Origin of the sequence: Catenuloplanes sp. NPDC051500 (genome assembly GCF_044454585.1) — a bacterium.
GTDB lineage: Bacteria > Actinomycetota > Actinomycetes > Mycobacteriales > Micromonosporaceae > Catenuloplanes.
Map to the genome: position 1 here is coordinate 138,603 of NZ_JBITDX010000021.1, position 17,033 is coordinate 155,635.

A 17,033-nucleotide genomic window follows, 5' to 3' on the forward strand; every position below is an offset into this window, starting at 1 on the left:
CCCCGGTGATGGCCGGATCAACGCCTTGCTGCCCCCAAGAGTACCCACCCTCGCGGAGCGTTCTCATCCGAGTTACCAACCGCCGTCGTTCGATCAAGCACGAAACCGGTTCGCACACGCATTCGAAAACCCCTAGCGTCACCCGCATGGACTATGCGATCGAGGCTGAAGGGCTGCGGCGCACCTACCGCAGCCGCACGGGGTGGCTGAGACCCAGGACGACCGAGGTGCACGCGGTGCGCGGCGTGGACCTCGCGGTCGGCCGGGGCGAGCTCTTCGGCCTGCTCGGGCCGAACGGCGCCGGCAAGACCACCACGATCAAGATGTTGAACACGCTGCTCATCCCGTCCGCGGGAACGGCCCGGATCTGCGGCTTCGACGTGGTCACCCAGACCCGCGAGGTGCGGCGGCGGATCGGCTACGTGTTCGGCGGCGACCGCGGCCTCTATGAGCGCCTCACCGCGCTCGACAACCTGCGCTACTTCGCCGAGCTCTACGGCGTGCCCGCCCGCGAGCAGAAGAGCCGGATCGCCGAGCTGCTGGAGCTGGTGAAGCTGACCGGCCGGGAGAACGAGCGGGTCGAGGGCTACTCACGCGGCATGCGGCAGCGACTGCACATCGCCCGCGGCCTGCTGCACAAGCCCGAGGTGATCTTCCTGGACGAGCCGTCGATCGGTGTGGACCCGGTGGCCGCCCGCGAGCTGCGCACCACCGTGGCGAACCTGGCCGCGACCGGCACCACAGTGCTGCTGACCACGCATTACATGGCCGAGGCGGACGAGCTCTGCAACCGGATCGCCGTCATCTCGGACGGGGAGATCCAGGCGCTCGGCACGCCCGCGGAACTGCGCCACCGGGCGGACGGGCGCCGGGTGCTGGAGATCGAGGCCTACGGCGTACCCACGGATGCCCTTGAAGATCTTCAAAAGCTGCCGGGGGTACGCGAGGCGGCGGTCGAGGAACGCGGCCAGGTCCAGCTTGTGACAGTGCAGTCGGACGCGGACACCGACGTGCAGGCGGACGTGCTGCGCCGGCTGGACGGCGTGCGCCTGGGCCGGGTCACGTCCCGGGAGCCCACCCTCGAGGACGCCTACGTGGCGATCATCTCCGCGGCCGGCAAACGCGAACCGGCAGTGGTCGCATGAGCACGCTGCGCATGCTGTTCATGGGAATGCTGTTCCACCTCAAGCACGCGTCCCGCTCGCCGTTCGAGATCGGCTCGTTCGTGGTGGTACCGATCGTGCAGGCCACGCTCGCGGTCTACCTGTTCCGCGCGTCGGACGAGCCGCAGAAGCTGCTGCAGGCCGCGGTCGGCGCCGGGATGATGGGCGTCTGGTCGTCGGTGCTGTTCGGCGCCGGCGGTGCGATCCAGTCCCAGCGCTGGCAGGGCACGCTTGAGATGCTGATGCTCGCGCCCCGGCGCCCGGTGATGGTGTTCCTGCCGATCACGCTCGCGAACGGCGCGATGGGCAGCTACGCGCTGCTGGCCACGCTGGTCTGGGGCCGCGTCCTCTACGGCATCCCGCTGGACTTCGCGCACCCGTTCGCGTTCCCGGTCGCCGCGCTCGTCACAGTGCTCTCGCTCGGCGCGTTCGGCATCCTGCTGGCGTCGCTGTTCATCCTGGTCCGGCACGCGAACGCGTTCATGAACGCGCTTGAGTACCCGATCTGGCTGCTCTCCGGCATGCTGCTGCCGATCGCGTCGCTGCCCGCCTGGACCGGCCCGATCGCGGCCGCGCTGCCCACCACCTGGGGCGCTCGGGCGTTGCGCGAGGCGACCGCCGGTGGCAAGGTCTGGCCGTCGCTCGCGCTCTGCGCCGGGATCAGCGCGGTCTGCCTCGGACTCGGCGCGCTGGCCCTGGTCCACGTCGAGCGGCAGGCCCGCGCGGCGGCGACGTTGGCGCTCGCATGAGGCTCCTGGGCCTGGGCAGCGTGATCGCCTACCGTGCGCTCTTCAACTGGACCACGCCGATCGTGTTCATCGGCTCGCTGCTGATCGGCCCGCTCTTCCAGCTGATCTTCTTCGCCTATGTGGGCCGGGAGCTGGCCGTCGGCGACGACAGGTTCTACATCGTCGGCAACGCGGTGCTCTCCGTCGCCTGGACCTGCGTGTTCGGCGGCACGATGGCGATCGGCAACGAGCGCCGGTTCGGCACGCTCGGGCACGTGCTGCTCTCCCCGCGCAGCCGCACGCTGATCTTCCTCGGCCGGGCCACCCCCTACGCCGCGAACGGCCTGCTGGTGGCCGCGGTCATCCTGACCGTCGGCGCGCTGTTGCTCGGCCTGCACATCCCGGCGTCCGCAATCCCGTCGCTTGCGCTGTGCCTGGCCGTGAGCTCGGTGGCGTGCTCGTTCTTCGGGCTGACGCTCGGCGCGCTCGGGCTGCGGTTCCGCGACATCTGGGTCATCTCGAACGTGACGACCGCGCTGATGGTGCTGCTCACCGGCGTGAACGTGCCGCTCGACCAGCTGCCGGCCGGGCTGCGGGCGATCGGCACCGCGCTGCCGGTCACCCACGCGGCCGCGGCCGCCCGGGACGCGGCGGCCGGCGCAGGTCTCTCCCAGATCGCGCCGGACCTGCTGGCCGAGGCCGGCATCGGGCTCGCCTACGCCGTACTGACCGCCGTGCTGCTCCGGGTCTTCGAGGCCGAGTCCCGGCGGCGGGCGTCCCTGGACACGCTGTAGGACGAGGACCGGCCTGATCATGGGCCCTAAGCAGATCAAGATCTGGATTTCCCACTCGGTGGGTGGTCCGGCCCGCACGCTCCCGCGGGCCGCGGGCCCGTGGGGGTGACGTCCAGATCTTTCGCGACCGCCGTCGTGGGTCGCGCCGGTGACGCGGCCCACGACGGGCGTCGCGTGTTCGCGGTGACCACCCACGGGTCCGCGGCCCGCGGGAGCACGCGGGCAGCACCGTCCACAGAGTGGGAAATCCGCTTCTGGCTCTGCTTGTGACTTCAGCTTCTGGTTCTGAGGTCGGCTTCTGGTTCTGAGGTCGGCTTCTGGTTCTGACGTCGGCTTGGGGTCTGACGTCGGCGTCCGGGTGAAACGAGGCCGCGCGGACAGTGGGTGGCCCGCGCGGCCCTCATGACTACGGGATCAGGCCTGGCCGGGGAACCAGAGGTCGATCTCGCGCTTCGCGCTCTCCGGGGAGTCGGAGGCGTGCACCAGGTTCTCGCGGTTGGAGAGGGAGAAGTCGCCGCGGATCGTGCCCGCGGCCGCCTTCCGGCCGTCAGTCGCGCCGATCAGGCCGCGTGTCACGGAGATCGCCTCGTCGCCGGAGAGCACGAGCGCGACAAGCGGGCCGCTGGTCACGAAGTCGCGCAGCGGCGGGTACCACGGCTGGGCGGTGTGGTCGGCGTAGTGCGCGTCCGCCGCGGCGGCGTCGATCGTGCGCAGCTCCATCGCGTCGATCGTCAGGCCCTTGCGCTCGAAGCGGCCGAGCACCTCGCCGACGAGGCCACGGCGGACCGCGTCAGGCTTGAGGAGAACGAGCGTGCGCTCGGCCGGGGTGGTGGTGGACACCGAACTGCCTCCTGGGGTGGATCTTCGAGAGTCACTGATGGATCAGCCGTGACGTTGGGTACTCAGACTAATAGCCGCAGGTTGCGGCGCAGCCGTCACCCAGCGGATGACCTGGCCCTTCCCATCCGCCCGCGAAGCGGCCTAGCCTGGTTTTCAACACTCCCAGGAGGTCCACTGTGGCGAACGGTACCCGACCGATCGCGCCGATCCGCAAGGTGAGCGCGGCCGTCCTCGGCACCATCGCGGTGTTCATCATGCTGTTCGGCGCCGGCATGCAGAGCTGGCCGATCGCCGCACTCGGCATCGCGTTGCTTGTGCTCTCGATCAGCCTGCTGGTGACCAACGTGATGCGGCGCGGCCCGCGCGCGCTGGTCCAGGGCACCGCCCACGTGCACAGCATCTCCGAGGCGCCGATAGGCACGCCGTACGGTCGCGCCGAGATGCAGGTGATGATCGACGCGCCCGGCCTGCCCGCCGCGTCCGTGCGCATCCGCGACCCGCGCGTCCCGGTCAACAAGTGGCCCGACCCCGGCGCCACACTTCCCGTGCTGGTCGCCATGGACGACATGCGGTACGCGCGCATCCAGTGGGACGACGTGCTCACTCACGGCGAGGCCGCCGCCGGCATGGGCGAGGGCCCGGCGAGCTTCCTGGGCCAGCACGACGACGACGTGGACGAGATGCTCCGCGAGGCCGAGCAGACCCCGTGGGACCGCCGCGCCGACGACAACCCGGGCGGCACGCCGTTATACACCTCCGAGCCGTACGGGCCGGACCCGTACGGTGCGGACTCGTACCCGGCGGAGCCGCCGTCCGGTGGCGGCGCCCCGGCCGGCGGCGCGGACATCCCGCACGGCCGCGTGCCCGAGGGCGAGCACCCGGTGGTCATCCGCGAGACGCCCGGCGGCGGAATAGTGCTTGAAGGAAGCTTCGTCGCCAAGGACGACACAAGCGTCACCCAGCTCCCGCACCGCGCCCGCCGCCCCCGGCCGCACCGCGGCACCGGCACCGCCCTCGCCGACCCGCCACCCGCACCCGGCGCCCGCTCCGGAAGCGCCTGGTCGACCGCGCCCGGGACGACGTCCTCCGCCGCGGACGACGACGATGACGACGACGAGCCGGAGCTGATCTCCGAACCGGACCTGCCTGCGAACGAGGACTATTCGCCCTGGCGGACCGAGCGCGATCCGGGCATGGGTTCGGCGTACTCACCCCGTGGCTCGACCGCACCCTCGACCGCGGCCGGATACTCCCCACGCGGAGTGGGCGAGCCGGCCGACCCCGGCGAGGGGTACTCCCCGCGCAGCGCCCGGACGGTCCGCGACGACGACGCGGAGGCGTGGCGCGGCGCCTACTCACCCCGCGAGCCGCGCGGTGAGGGCCGGCCGTCGGCCAGGCCGCGGAGCACTGACGACGATGCGGAGGACGACACACGAAACCCGTCCCCCTCGGCCCGTGACCGGCGAACCGAGGAGGACGTAGCACCACCGGCGCCGAACCCGTTCGTGGACGACGAGGCGTACGCGGATTATGACGACCTGTTCGCCGAGCCGGATCCTTCCCCCGAGGCCGACTCTCGGCCGTCGAAGGCGGGAGGCGGGTTCCGCACGGCGGCTGCGGCTGCCGCGGGAGCGGCGGTGGGGGCTGCGGCGTCACGCTTCCGCAACCGGCGTGACCAGGAGGGCGGCGAGCACGAGGCGGAGGAGCCGGCCGATGACCGGCGGCCGGCACGCGACCGCTTCACGCCCGCACCGGACGAGGAGACGGAGTCCGAAGAGGACCGGGGTTCCGCAGCTTCCGAGCGGGACCTGAGATCCTCCGCAAGTGAGCGGGACCGCGGACCCGCCGCAAGCGAGCGGGTTTCCGCTGCTGCGGAGGGGGCGGGGGACGACGCTCGCGCCAGGGGTCATGAGCCGGAGGCCGACCCGGCGTCGGCCGGGGTGGCCGGCACGCGGCCGGCGTCTCGGGTGACCGGGATGGCGTCCGATGGCGAGAAAGGATCGGCTGGTTCTGAACGCGGGGGCGCTGCCGGCTCGCTTGCGGACGCTGATCGCCACCGGGATCCGGCCGAATTCGACGACGACGAGTTGTATGAGGACCCTCCGTGGGTCACCGGACGGACGGCGGACGCCACCGGCCGTGACCTGGATGAGGACCTGGACCACCGGCGCGCGGCCGAGTTCCCGGCCGCGGACAGCGGCCGGAGTAAGGCTGTGGACAGCGACGGCCCAGCGACGGGCGATGGACACAGCCCGGCTCAAGGGTCAGCGCGTGCCACCGGCCGGAACCGAGACGAGGATCCAGACCGGCAGGCAGCCACGTTCTCGGCGGCGGACAGCGGTCAGGAACCGGCAGCGGACGGCGGGCGCAGCCCTGCTCAGGGGGCAGCGCCCGCCACCGGCCGCGACCGCGGTGAGGACGCGGCGGCCGGTAGTGGCCGAAGCGAGTTATCGGCGATGGAGACCGGCCGTGGTCAGGTCGAAGACCCGGCGATGACGACCGGCCGCGGTCCGGTGGTCGGGTCGGCAGGAAACCCGGTGAAGGGCTTCCTCGCCGGGGTGAAGGGCTTCCTCGGCCGTCTCACAGGCCCACCCGAGCAGCGCGGCGGGGACGACGGTTCCGCCGCTCGCAAGCTGGCCACCGCTCCACGGCCGGCATCCACCGATGACGATGACGTCAGGCGCGACGAACGGCCCAGGACGCCTCGGCCGCGACCAGCCGTCGCCGAGCGCCGCCCGGCGCCCGCCGACCGAGACACCTCCGACCGTGATCGCGGCCGGGACGCCCTCGACGAGCTGGACTTCCCTGCCGATGAGGAGCCGATCGCCGGTGCGGCGTCCGCCGGCACCGACTCTCCGGGTGACGTCACGTCGACGACATCGTCCGCGGCTGACGGCGCTCCTGGCGAGACCGCGGCCGGCCATGACTCACCTGCGGTGAGCACGCGGAGGGACTTCGGCGATCCGGTGCCCAGCCGGTCCGTACCGACGAGCGCGGCGGCCACGGCGCCGGTCGACCACGACATCGACCTGCCGTTGCATGACGACGTCGACCTGCCGCTGGACGACGGGCCGCAACCCGCCCCCTCCAGGCCCATCGTGCCCGGCGGACGTGTCGTACCCGGCGGGCGTGCGGCGCCGGACCTGGTGCCGCTCACCGACCCCGCACAGTCCGAGCCCGACGACCGCTTCCCTGCCGCACCGGACAGTTCCGTCCCCGCGGGGAGTGACGCCGGCTCCGCAGGAGATGCGGCGTCGGCGGCGACAACCGGCCGGGAACCGAGTCGCACGACAGGGATGCCGACTTCGGCCGTTCCTGCCGCCCCAGCCAGGAGCGACACCACCGGCAGCGGCGGCAAGCCGGTGCCGGATGCACGTTCCGGCGATGAGCGCCACATGGCCGGATTCGAGAGAGGCACGGCGGACGACCCCACAGCAGACAGCGGACCGGGAACGACAGGCCGTGCAGCAGGCGGCGGTACAACAGCGGCGAGCGGCCCGGCTGCGGGCGGCGGTGCGCCAGTAGGCGGCACAGCGGGCAGCGGTACAACGGCGGCGAGCCGCCCGGCTGCGGGCGGCGGTGCACCAGTAGGCGGCACAGCGGGCAGCGGTACAACGGCGGCACGCGGTACAGCAGCTGGCGGCGCAGCGCCGACAGGCCGCACAGCAGGCGGCGGTACCGCGGCGGGCGGCGCAGCGCCAGCGAGCGGCGCGGCAAGCGGCACGGCGAGCGGCGCAGCAAGCGGCGCAGCAAGCGGCGCGGTAGAAGAGCACGCAGGAGGCGGTAGCGCTGCAGCAACAGGCGGCGCATCGGCAAGCGGCACGACGGCAGGGCGCGAAGCAAGCGGCGGCGCTGGCAGTGGAACAGAATCTGGCGGCACGACAGCCGCCCGGGAAACAGGCGGCACGGCGGAAGCACGCGCGACAGGTGGTAGCCCGGCCTCAGCAGGCGGCACGGCCGCTGGCGGTGGGGCAGCAGGCAACACGGCCGATGGCGGTGCGGCGGCAGGCGGCACGGCGGCAGGCGGCACGGCGGCAAGCGGTGCGACTGCTCGGGATGTCCGCGGGGCTGCGGCAGGTGGTGTCACCGGCGGTGATGAACTGCCAAGGAGGGAGCGAACCACCTGGGCGAAGACGCCGCTGCAAGCCGATACTCCGGGCGGTCTGCCCCGCCGCATCGTCGCGGGTAGGACGCCGGCCGGTCCGCGCCGCGATGCCCCGGCCGAGGCCCGTCCCGAAACCCGCGCCGAGGGTCGCGACGACACGGCGCCGGACGTAACCGGCACGACCGGCACGACCGGCACCGGCCGCACGACAGGAACGGCCGGATCCGCCTTGACGACCGGCGCTGTCGCGGCGGGAGCCGCGCTGGGCGCTGCCGCAGACGCCTCCGATTCCGCGGAGGACCGGCGACCCACCGAGTCCGCATGGGCCACGCCACCCACTGCCACGCGGCGCACTCCCCCGTCGCAGGGCGCCGGGACCGGACGGACGATCTCGGCCAGCCCGAATCCCTACGACCTGACCGCACCGGACGCTGCTCCGGAGGGTGGCGGGGCGACCGGCGTCGGTGGTACGGAGTCTCCGTCCGCACACTTCGTCGCACCGGCCACGTCTGATCCCGCCTCGGCAACGGCACCACCGACGGCCCACCCGGGCCGTCCGGTAGCCCCACACGCTCCGACCACAACGCCGGAGTCGCCGGGCCCCCGCCGGGTTACCGGCCCGCAGCCGTCCGACCCACAGTCGGCTGACCCACAGTCGGCTGGCCCACAGTCGCCCGGCCCACAGAGAATCGGCCCGCAGACGACCGACCCGCAGTCGGGCAATCCGCAGTGGCCGGGACCGCAAGCCGGTGGTCCACGGCCGGCCGGGCCGCAGTCGGCGGGGCAGCGCTCCGCCGTGCCGGAGGCCTGGGAGCGGGAGTCCGCTCGGCCCGCGCAGCCGGGTACGGCGCCGGTCAACCCTCGGTTGCAGCGGCCGACCGGAAACAAGATCGGGCCGCCGCGCCTACCGAAGCGGCAGACCACGATCGAGATGACGCTCATCTCGCCGCATTCCCTGCCACCGCTGGAGACCGAGGCCCCGTCCTCCGCTGCGACGGACATGCCGGTCTCGCCGGCCTATCCGAGTTCTGCGACCGCGCAGGCCTCGCAGGTTCCCCCGGCCTCGTCTGTCCACGCTGTCTCGCAGGGCACTGACGAATCACCTGCCGGTGTTGCGAACGCGGATCTCGACTGGCGTCGGCCGACCACCTCGGCGGAGTCCGCCCCGGAGGCCACACCGCCCGGCCGGACAACGCACACCTCCGCGGCGGACGCGAGCTGGCGTCGGCCGGCAGACCCGGCCGCCGGCGCGGCGGGCACGACAGTCACCCCGGTGGTCTCCGACCGGGACAGGGCGGGCCAGGGAACCGCCGAAGGGACTACTCATCCCGCCCCCGACGCCGAGTCCAGCTCCACGGACTCCGACTTGAGGGCCGTCATGGTCGGCGCGGCGGCTGACGGCACCACCGAACCCGCGGCCATCCGCACCACCGAGCCCGCAGTCATCCGCACCACCGACACCTCGGACACCGGCACCTCCAAGACCTCGGACACCGGCACCTCCAAGACCTCGGAGACCGGTACCACCGACATCCCGGGCACGAACATCGGCGACGCCTCGGGTTCCACCACGACCCGTCTCTGGGCTGACCGCACGACCGAGGCCGCGGAAGACCACGGCGACGGTACGACGGCGGCTGCCCCGGGCGTTGACGTCGATCGCACACCGGCTCACGACGAAGGGCCCATGTCGGAGAGCGGCGGTCTCGGACCGGTGCTCGGAGCGCAGGTGGTGCCGGGGCCGTGGAGTACCGGGGACACGCCGCCGGCAGCTCTCCGCACGCCGTCCGGTGTTCAGGAAGCCGCTGCCCCGTCCGTCGTCGGCGGGACTGCGGGATCTCCGGATGTCACAACAACCGGCGCGGACGACAACGCCACGACCGGAACTCGGCGTACCGAGGCAGAGTCGCCCCCGGTCGAGACCGGAAGAGCCACGGCCGCCGCCGGAGAAGCCCTGCCCGCAACCGGCAACGCCAAGGCCGTACCCGGCGACCAGGCCGTACCCGGCGCAGATGTGCCGGACAGCGGGACGGGCAGCCCCGAAGCCGGGGCGCACGCGGCCCGTCAGACGCTGCAGTTGGGCGGGGGCGACGGGAACCGGGTGTCCGGGATCGGGACGGTGGGGTGGCGGGAGGTGGATCCGGCTACCGCACCGGATCGGCCGCTGAGCCGGGGTGCGCATCGTGCCGACGAGGTACGGGCACGGTCGCGGTTCTCGGACGATCCGGAGGCCGGGGCGGTGGATGACCTGATCACCGCGTATCCGAGTGCACGACCGGGCGCGGCCGGCGGGATCCACGGCGTCGGCATCACGATCCTGGTGACGGAGCTTGATCGGTCGATCGAGTTCTACCGGGACATGCTCGGCTTCCACGAGATCGACAGGGGCGAGCGGAACGTGTTCCTGGCGTCCGGTGACACGCGGCTGGTGTTGCGTACGGTGTCGGAGACGCTGCCGGTCAACGTGCGGACCGTGCACCTCAACCTGGAGGTCGGCGACGTCCAGGCGGTCTATGACGCGCTGCGCCGGAAGGGTGTGTCGTTCGTGCACGAGCCGCGGGCGGTGAACCGGGGCGAGAAGCTGGAGCTGTGGGCCGCCGCGTTCAGTGACCCGGACGGCAATGGCATTACGGTGTCCCAATGGAGATCCGCCCCACCCGCGTGACCTGGTCCGGCCGTCCCCACACGGGGGCGGCCGCACTGTGGGTGGCCCTGCTGTGGGCGGTCTTTACGGTGACCGCGGTCGTCTCGTCCGTGCTGGTGTTGCGTCGCTCGCCGGACGACCGCCTCTCCGACCTGCACATCTACTACGGCGCCGCGGAGGCGGTCCGGGCCGGCGACGCGCTCTACGGCTTTGTCGCGGAGAACGGCGGCCCGTTCACGTACCCCCCGTTCGCCGCGGTGTTGTTCGTGATTGTGACCTGGATTCCGGAGTTGACGCTGCGGATCATCTGGCTGGCCGCGACGACCGCGGCGGTGGCCGGGCTGGGCGTGGCGGTGGCGCGCCTGCTGCCGGCGCGCCGGGGCCTGCTGGCGCCCGGCATCGCGATCACCGTGCTGGTCACCGCGTCAACACAGAGCAACCTGCGGTTCGGGCAGGTGAGCGTGTTTCTGGTGCTGCTGGCGTTGATCGATGCGGCCGGTCTGACGCCCGCGCGATACCGCGGCGTGCTGATCGGCCTGGCCGCCGCGATCAAGCTGACCCCGCTGCTCTTCGTGCTTTTCTTCGTGGCTTCAGGGCAGACCCGTTCGGCGGTACGCGCGATCGCCGCCTTCCTCGTCTGCGGCCTGCTGGGTGCGGCAGTGCTCCCGTCGGACAGCCTGACGTACTGGTCCGGCACGTTCCTGCACACGTCCCGGATCGGCGACCTGACCTCCACCGGCAACCAGTCGATCAACGGTGTGCTGCTGCGCGCCGGGGTACCTGAGGGCATGCTGACGCCGCTCTGGCTGGCGCTTGCCTCGGTGGTCTGTCTTGCGGCGCTCTGGCAGGCCCGCCGCGCCCAGCTCGCCGGTGAGCCGCTCCGGGCCGCCGTGGTGATCGGCTGCGCGACCGTCGCCGCGTCGCCGGTCTCCTGGACACATCACCAGGTGTGGCTGCCCCTCGCCGCGGTCGTGCTGCTCGTGGCACCGGCTGGAGGCACAGCGACGGGCGACCCGGCGGCGCGCAGCGGCCGCGCGGCCCGGATCGCGGGTGGGGTGCTGCTGGCCACCGCTGTCGTGTCGTTCGGGGCGGTGGCGAGCGGCGCCGGGGCGTACCCCCTGGTGCTGTTCCTTGGTGAGAACGCGCGGGCGTTCGGGGCCGTGGCCGTGTGTCTGGCCGGGCTGGGTGTGGTCAGCGCACGGCAAGCGCCTTCGTCACCCGGTCCGGGAACGCGGTGAACGGCGTGGCGTCGACCGCGCCGGTGCGACCGCGTTTCCAGACGCCGGTGACCCGGCCGTGGTCGATCACGGTGGGCCGGAACATGCCGTTGTTGCCGGGCACGATGAGCTGCGCGAACTCCGGGTCGAGGACCGCGCCGCGCTCGCCGTAGCCGAGGATGAACTCGTCGAAGCCGGGCAGCAGGTGTACGCCGTGCGCGTCCCGCCGGTGCGCGGCCAGCAGGTCGGGCGTGGCCGGGTCCATCAGGTGCTCGACGCCGTCGATGTTCACGGCCGTGAGCGACGGGCGGGCGGCGGCGATCCCGGTACGGCAGTCGCCGGCGAGCAGCCCGGTCCAGCGGGCGAAGTCGCGCGCGGTGGCCGGCCCATGGCTGCGGAAGTAGCGCAGCGCCAGCTCGGCGAGCGCCTCCTCGCGGCCGGGCCGGCGCGGCGTGGTGATCCACTCGTCGGCCAGGACCAGGTGGTGTTCGCCGTCGCGGACCGGCCCGAAGCAGACCAGGGCGGTGAGCGCGCAGTCCCAGAGCAGGTGATATCCGCGCTGGCCCGCGGTGCTGACGCCGCCGGTGTCCCAGAGCGCCATCAGCCCGGCGCGCGGCAGCGACCGGCCGCCGGTCAGCGCCTCGATCAGCAGGTCACGGGCCTGTCCGATGGTCGTGTCGTCGAGCCCGAGCCCGGCTTTGCGGGAGGCAGCGGCCCTGAGCGTGCGCGCGGAGGTCAGCCCGAGGATCCACTGCAGGTCCTCCGCGGCCGTGAGGTGCAGGGTGCCGCGCATCGGCCAGGACTTGACGATCTCCCCGGCGGTGAACGCGGCGGCCACATCCCCGCCGGCCGCGCGGAGCAGCACGGACTCGGCCGCGCCGCGCGGGTCCTGCGCCTGCATCGCGGTCATCCACCGGACCGCCTCGGCAGCGGTCGCGAAGCCCGGCCCCGCGACCCGCTGCGCCACCAGCCGCAGCGGGCCCACCTGCTCGATCGTCGTCGTCACAGCCCGAGCCTAGGACCGGGTTACGACAGAATCGTCTTTCTGACGTGCAAGGCGTAGAGCCAGACGAGGCCGAAGATGACGCCGAGCGCGGCAAGCGAGTAGTGCAGGAAGCCGCCGGCCAGCAGCGCGACCTGGATCGCGCTGCCGCCGTGCCAGGCCCACGCCCGGCCCATCAGCCCGGCCAGCGCGATCGCGGCCACGGTAAGCGTGATGACCAGGCCGATCGCCACCGGGCCGAGGTCGCCGCCGAGCAGCCGGATCGGCTGGATCGCCAGCAGCAGGATGATCGCTTCCATGATCAACGTCCCGGCGCCGAGACCCCGCACCGCGCCCGCGGGGTTTCTCAGCCCGGACGGCTTCTTCTCGTCCGTCACACGATCACCGCTTCAGGAGGGTACGGGCGTCCGCGACAGTCACCATCGAGCCGGTGATCAGCACGCCGACGCCGCTCATGCCGCCCTCGGTGTCGGACTCGGCAAGTTCGACAGCGCGTTCGATCGCGTCCGGCATCTCCGGAAGCACGTGCACCCGGTCCTCGCCGAAGATCTCGTCCGCGATGACCGCGAGCTGTTCCGGCGGCATGCACCGGGGCGACGAGTTCCGCGTGATGATCAGCTCGGAGATGACCGGTTCCAGCAGTTCCAGCACGCCCTCGACGTCCTTGTCCGCGAGCATGGCGACCACGCCGACCAGGTTGCGGAACATGAACTCGTCCTCGACGGCCTTGACCGTGGCCTTCATGCCGTGCGGGTTGTGCGCGCCGTCGACAAGGATCGTCGGCGCGTGGCGGACCCGCTCCAGACGGCCGGGCGAGTCGACGCTCGCGAAGCCCTCGCGGACGATCTCGTCGCTCAGTTCCTTGGCGTTGCCGGCGCCGAGGAACGCCTCGACGGCCGCGAGCGCCAGTGCCGCGTTCTGCGCCTGGTGCTCGCCGTGCAGTGGGAGGAACACCTCGTCGTACCGTGCGCCGAGGCCCTGCAGGCTGACCACCTGGCCGCCGAGCGCGACCGCGCGCTCGATCACCCGGAACTCACCGCCCTCGCGGGCCAGCGTGGCACCGACGTCAGCGCACCGTTGCAGCAGCGGGCGGGCCGCCTCGTCGTCCTGTACCGCGGTGATGACTGTGGCGCCGGCGTGGATGATTCCGGACTTGGCAAGCGCGATGTCCTCGATCGTGTCGCCGAGGAACTCCTGGTGGTCCAGGCCGATCGGGGTGATCACGCAGACGCCGGCCTGGATGACGTTCGTGGCGTCGTCCTCGCCGCCGAGCCCGACCTCGATCACGGCCACGTCTACCGGCGCGTCCGCGAACGTCGCGAACGCCAGCGCGGTAGTCATGTCGAAGTAGGTGAGCGGCTCCGCGTGCCGTGCGTCGACCATGTCCGCGAGCGGCTCGATCTCGGTGTAGACGGCCGCGAACCGTTCCTCCGAGACCGGCTCGCCGTCCAGGCTGATCCGCTCGCGCACCGACTCCAGATGCGGGCTGGTGTACCGGCCGGTGTGCAGCCCATACGCCCGCAGCAGGGAGTCGATCATGCGTGCGGTCGACGTCTTGCCGTTCGTGCCGGTCAGGTGGATCGTCGGGTAGGCCCGCTGTGGGCTCCCGAGCACGTCGAGCAGATCCTCGATCTTGCCGAGGTCGAACTCCATGCGGGTGAAGCCGCGCCCATCGAGCGCGGCCACAGCCTCTTTATAACTGACCACAATGCCTCTTTACGGTACGACTCAGGCCGCGGGCAGCGCGTCGAGCGCCGCCGCGATTCGCACCAAGTCTGCCTCGGCCGTCGCGAGCCGGTCCTTGATCTTCGCCACCACGGCTTCGGGTGCCTTGCCGATGAACGCCTCGTTGCCGAGTTTCGCCTGGCACTGCGCCTGCTCCTTGGCTGCGGCGGCCCGGTCCTTCTCCAGCCGCGCGCGCTCCGCCTTCACGTCGATGGTGCCGCGCGTGTCCAGCTCGACCGTCACCGCGTCGGAGACCGCAAGCGTCGCGGACGCGGCGAAGTCGTCGCCTGACGCGTCAAGCCGGGCCAGCGAGCGGATCAGCGACTCGTGTGCCGCGATGCCGGCCGCGTCCAGCCCGGTGAGCCGCGCCGAGACCCGCTGGGTCGGCTTGACACCCTGGTCGGACCGGAATCGGCGGACCTCGGTGACCACCTTCTGCAGCGTGGCGACCTCGGCCTCGGCCGCGTCGTCGATCAGGGCGGAGACCGGGACCGGCCACGGGGCCCGCACGATGGTCTCGCCGCCGGTCAGCGCCAGCCACAGCTCCTCGGTCACGAACGGGACGATCGGGTGCAGGAGCTTGAGCAGCTTCTCCAGCACCTCGCCGAGCACGCGCCGGGTGGCGTCCGCGGCCGGGCCGCCGGCCTGCATGACCGGCTTGGCCAGCTCCAGGTACCAGTCGCAGACGTCGTCCCAGGCGAAGTGGTAGAGCGCGTCACAGACCTTCGCGAACTCGTACGCCTCGAAGTAGTCGTCGACCTCGGCGGTCACGTGCTGCAGCCGGGACAGAATCCAGCGGTCCACCGTGGAGAGCTCGGCCGGCAGCTCACCCGCAAGCGTCGCGCCGTTCAGCAGCGCGAACCGGGTCGCGTTCCACAGCTTGTTGTTGAAGTTCCGGGAGCCCTGGGTCCACTCCTCGGAAACGGCGACGTCCGAGCCGGGGTTGGCGCCGCGGGCCAGCGCGAACCGGGTCGCGTCCGCACCGAAGCGCTCGATCCAGTCCAGCGGGTCGACGACGTTGCCGAACGACTTCGACATCTTCTTGCCGTACTGGTCACGCACCATGCCGTGCAGTGCCACGACGTCGAACGGCTGCTTCCCGTCCATCGCGTACAGCCCGAACATCATCATCCGGGCGACCCAGAAGAACAGGATGTCGTAGCCGGTGACAAGCACGGACGTCGGGTAGAACTTGGTCAGCTCCGGCGTCTGCTCCGGCCAGCCCAGCGTGGAAAACGGCCACAGACCGGAGGAGAACCAGGTGTCAAGCACGTCCTCGTCCTGGGTCCAGCCGTCGCCGGCCGGCGGCTCCTCGTCCGGGCCGACACAGACGATCTCGCCGTCCGGGCCGTACCAGACCGGGATCCGGTGCCCCCACCACAGCTGTCGCGAGATGCACCAGTCGTGCATGTTGTCGACCCAGGCGAAGTAGCGCTTGGCCAGCTCCGGCGGATCGATCCGCACCCGGCCGTCCCGCACCGCATCACCGGCGGCCTGCGCCAGTGGCGTGGTGTTGACGAACCACTGCAGCGACAGGCGCGGCTCAACAGTGGTCTTGCAGCGGGAGCAGTGACCGACCGCATGCACATACGGCCGCTTCTCGGCGACGATCCGGCCCTCTTCGCGCAGAGCCGCAACGATCGCAGGACGAGCCTCGAACCGATCAAGACCTTCAAACGGCCCGGGTACGGTGATGACCGCGCGCTCGTCCATGATCGTCAGGCTCGGCAGGTTGTGCCGCTGGCCGATCTCGAAGTCGTTCGGGTCGTGGGCCGGCGTCACCTTCACCGCGCCGGTCCCGAACGCCGGGTCGACGTGCTCGTCCGCCACGATCGGGATGCGGCGGCCGGTCAGCGGCAGCTCCACCTCCGTACCCACGAGGTGCTTGTAACGCTCGTCGTCCGGGTGCACGGCGATCGCGGTGTCACCGAGCATGGTCTCGGCACGCGTGGTAGCCACCACGATCGCGGTGTCACCCTCGCCGTAGCGGATTGAGACCAGCTCGCCGTCGTCATCGCTGTGCTCGACCTCGATGTCGGAGAGCGCGGTGAGGCAGCGCGGACACCAGTTGATGATCCGGTTCGCCCGGTAGATCAGGTCGTCGTCGAACATCTTCTTGAACACGGTCTGGACCGCGCGGGACAGGCCCTCGTCCATGGTGAACCGCTCGCGGCTCCAGTCCACGGAGTCACCGAGACGCCGCATCTGCCCAAGAATCGCGCCGCCGGACTCGGCCTTCCACTCCCAGACGCGGGCGACGAACGCCTCGCGGCCCAGGTCGTGACGGGACTGACCGTTCGCGGCGAGCTGGCGCTCCACCACGTTCTGCGTGGCGATGCCGGCGTGGTCCATGCCGGGCAGCCACAGCGTCTCGAAGCCCTGCATCCGCTTACGGCGGATAATCGCGTCCTGGATGGTGTGGTCAAGCGCGTGGCCGACGTGAAGCGAACCCGTCACGTTCGGCGGGGGGATCACGATCGCGAACGGCGGCTTGTCGCTGGCCGGGTCGGCCGTGAAGTAGCCGTTGGATACCCACGTCTCGTACCGCCGCTGCTCTACCTCGGCCGGCGCGTACTGGCTGGGGAGTTCGGTGGTCGGGGTCGTGCGGGCATCCGTCGTATCGGTCACCCGTCGATTCTACGGACGCGCGGCAGCGCACCCGTTTCGGGGTGAAACACAATCAGGGCCACCCCATGAGGGGTGGCCCTGATTAGAAAGGAGTCCGGCGGTGTCCTACTCTCCCACACCCTCACGAGTGCAGTACCATCGGCGCTGGTGGGCTTAGCTTCCGGGTTCGGAATGTAACCGGGCGTT

The 17,033-nt window shown here is 71.6% G+C and carries 10 protein-coding genes and 1 rRNA gene; 5 read left to right on the plus strand and 6 right to left on the minus strand.

Annotation, left to right across the window (positions count from 1 at the left end; all coding sequences use genetic code 11):
- The first annotated feature begins 146 nt into the window (after window positions 1–146).
- Genes ACIA8K_RS32715 through ACIA8K_RS32725 form a run of 3 tightly spaced genes read left to right on the plus strand, consistent with a single transcriptional unit; the run spans window position 147 to window position 2,685 of the window.
- Window positions 147–1,145 (plus strand): ATP-binding cassette domain-containing protein, encoded by a 999-nt coding sequence (locus tag ACIA8K_RS32715; protein WP_396066297.1) that lies wholly within the window; start codon window positions 147–149, stop codon window positions 1,143–1,145.
- Complete coding sequence (locus tag ACIA8K_RS32720; RefSeq protein ID WP_396066299.1) at window positions 1,142–1,912, plus strand: ABC transporter permease; 771 nt, start codon at window positions 1,142–1,144, stop codon at window positions 1,910–1,912. Before ACIA8K_RS32715 ends, ACIA8K_RS32720 begins: the two co-directional genes overlap by 4 nt.
- On the plus strand, window positions 1,909–2,685 hold the full coding sequence (locus ACIA8K_RS32725) for an ABC transporter permease (protein WP_396066301.1): 777 nt from the start codon (window positions 1,909–1,911) through the stop codon (window positions 2,683–2,685). Before ACIA8K_RS32720 ends, ACIA8K_RS32725 begins: the two co-directional genes overlap by 4 nt.
- Before the next feature lie 414 nt (window positions 2,686–3,099).
- Here the strand turns inward: ACIA8K_RS32725 and ndk are convergent, their stop codons facing one another.
- Window positions 3,100–3,525: a nucleoside-diphosphate kinase gene (ndk, locus tag ACIA8K_RS32730; RefSeq protein WP_396066303.1), complete on the minus strand. Its 426-nt coding sequence runs from the start codon at window positions 3,523–3,525 to the stop codon at window positions 3,100–3,102.
- A 176-nt stretch (window positions 3,526–3,701) separates the two neighbouring features.
- Here ndk and ACIA8K_RS32735 point away from each other — a divergent pair, with 176 nt between their 5' ends.
- Together ACIA8K_RS32735 and ACIA8K_RS32740 are read left to right on the plus strand one after the other, a co-directional pair.
- Window positions 3,702–10,295, plus strand: coding sequence for a VOC family protein (locus ACIA8K_RS32735; protein ID WP_396066305.1), 6,594 nt, complete (start codon window positions 3,702–3,704; stop codon window positions 10,293–10,295).
- Entirely contained in the window at window positions 10,271–11,512 is a 1,242-nt protein-coding gene (locus ACIA8K_RS32740; protein WP_396066307.1) for a glycosyltransferase 87 family protein, read from the plus strand. The genes ACIA8K_RS32735 and ACIA8K_RS32740 overlap by 25 nt, the downstream gene beginning before the upstream one ends.
- Here ACIA8K_RS32740 and ACIA8K_RS32745 read toward each other — a convergent pair.
- From ACIA8K_RS32745 to rrf, 5 genes are all read right to left on the minus strand, one after another.
- The gene (locus tag ACIA8K_RS32745; protein ID WP_396066309.1) at window positions 11,466–12,497 is read right to left on the minus strand and encodes a winged helix DNA-binding domain-containing protein; all 1,032 of its coding nucleotides are present in this window, start codon (window positions 12,495–12,497) and stop codon (window positions 11,466–11,468) included. The two genes, ACIA8K_RS32740 and ACIA8K_RS32745, sit on opposite strands and share 47 nt — an antisense overlap.
- 20 nt (window positions 12,498–12,517) lie before the next feature.
- Window positions 12,518–12,871, minus strand: a complete 354-nt coding sequence (locus tag ACIA8K_RS32750) for a DUF4233 domain-containing protein (RefSeq protein ID WP_396066311.1) — start codon at window positions 12,869–12,871, stop codon at window positions 12,518–12,520.
- A gap of 4 nt (window positions 12,872–12,875) precedes the next feature.
- The gene (locus ACIA8K_RS32755; protein WP_396066321.1) at window positions 12,876–14,147 is read right to left on the minus strand and encodes a bifunctional folylpolyglutamate synthase/dihydrofolate synthase; all 1,272 of its coding nucleotides are present in this window, start codon (window positions 14,145–14,147) and stop codon (window positions 12,876–12,878) included.
- A 75-nt stretch (window positions 14,148–14,222) separates the two neighbouring features.
- The gene (locus tag ACIA8K_RS32760; RefSeq protein ID WP_396066313.1) at window positions 14,223–16,847 is read right to left on the minus strand and encodes a valine--tRNA ligase; all 2,625 of its coding nucleotides are present in this window, start codon (window positions 16,845–16,847) and stop codon (window positions 14,223–14,225) included.
- Between the two features lie 92 nt (window positions 16,848–16,939).
- A 5S ribosomal RNA gene (gene rrf / locus ACIA8K_RS32765) occupies window positions 16,940–17,033 on the minus strand; the annotation flags it as partial.

Coding starts and splice junctions, on each gene's coding strand:
- ACIA8K_RS32715 (WP_396066297.1), top strand. CDS start 147: ATGGACTATGCGATCGAGGCTGAAGGGCTGCGGCGCACCTACCGCAGC.
- ACIA8K_RS32720 (WP_396066299.1), top strand. CDS start 1,142: ATGAGCACGCTGCGCATGCTGTTCATGGGAATGCTGTTCCACCTCAAG.
- ACIA8K_RS32725 (WP_396066301.1), top strand. CDS start 1,909: ATGAGGCTCCTGGGCCTGGGCAGCGTGATCGCCTACCGTGCGCTCTTC.
- ACIA8K_RS32740 (WP_396066307.1), top strand. CDS start 10,271: ATGGAGATCCGCCCCACCCGCGTGACCTGGTCCGGCCGTCCCCACACG.
- ACIA8K_RS32755 (WP_396066321.1), bottom strand. CDS start 14,147: ATGGAGTTCGACCTCGGCAAGATCGAGGATCTGCTCGACGTGCTCGGG.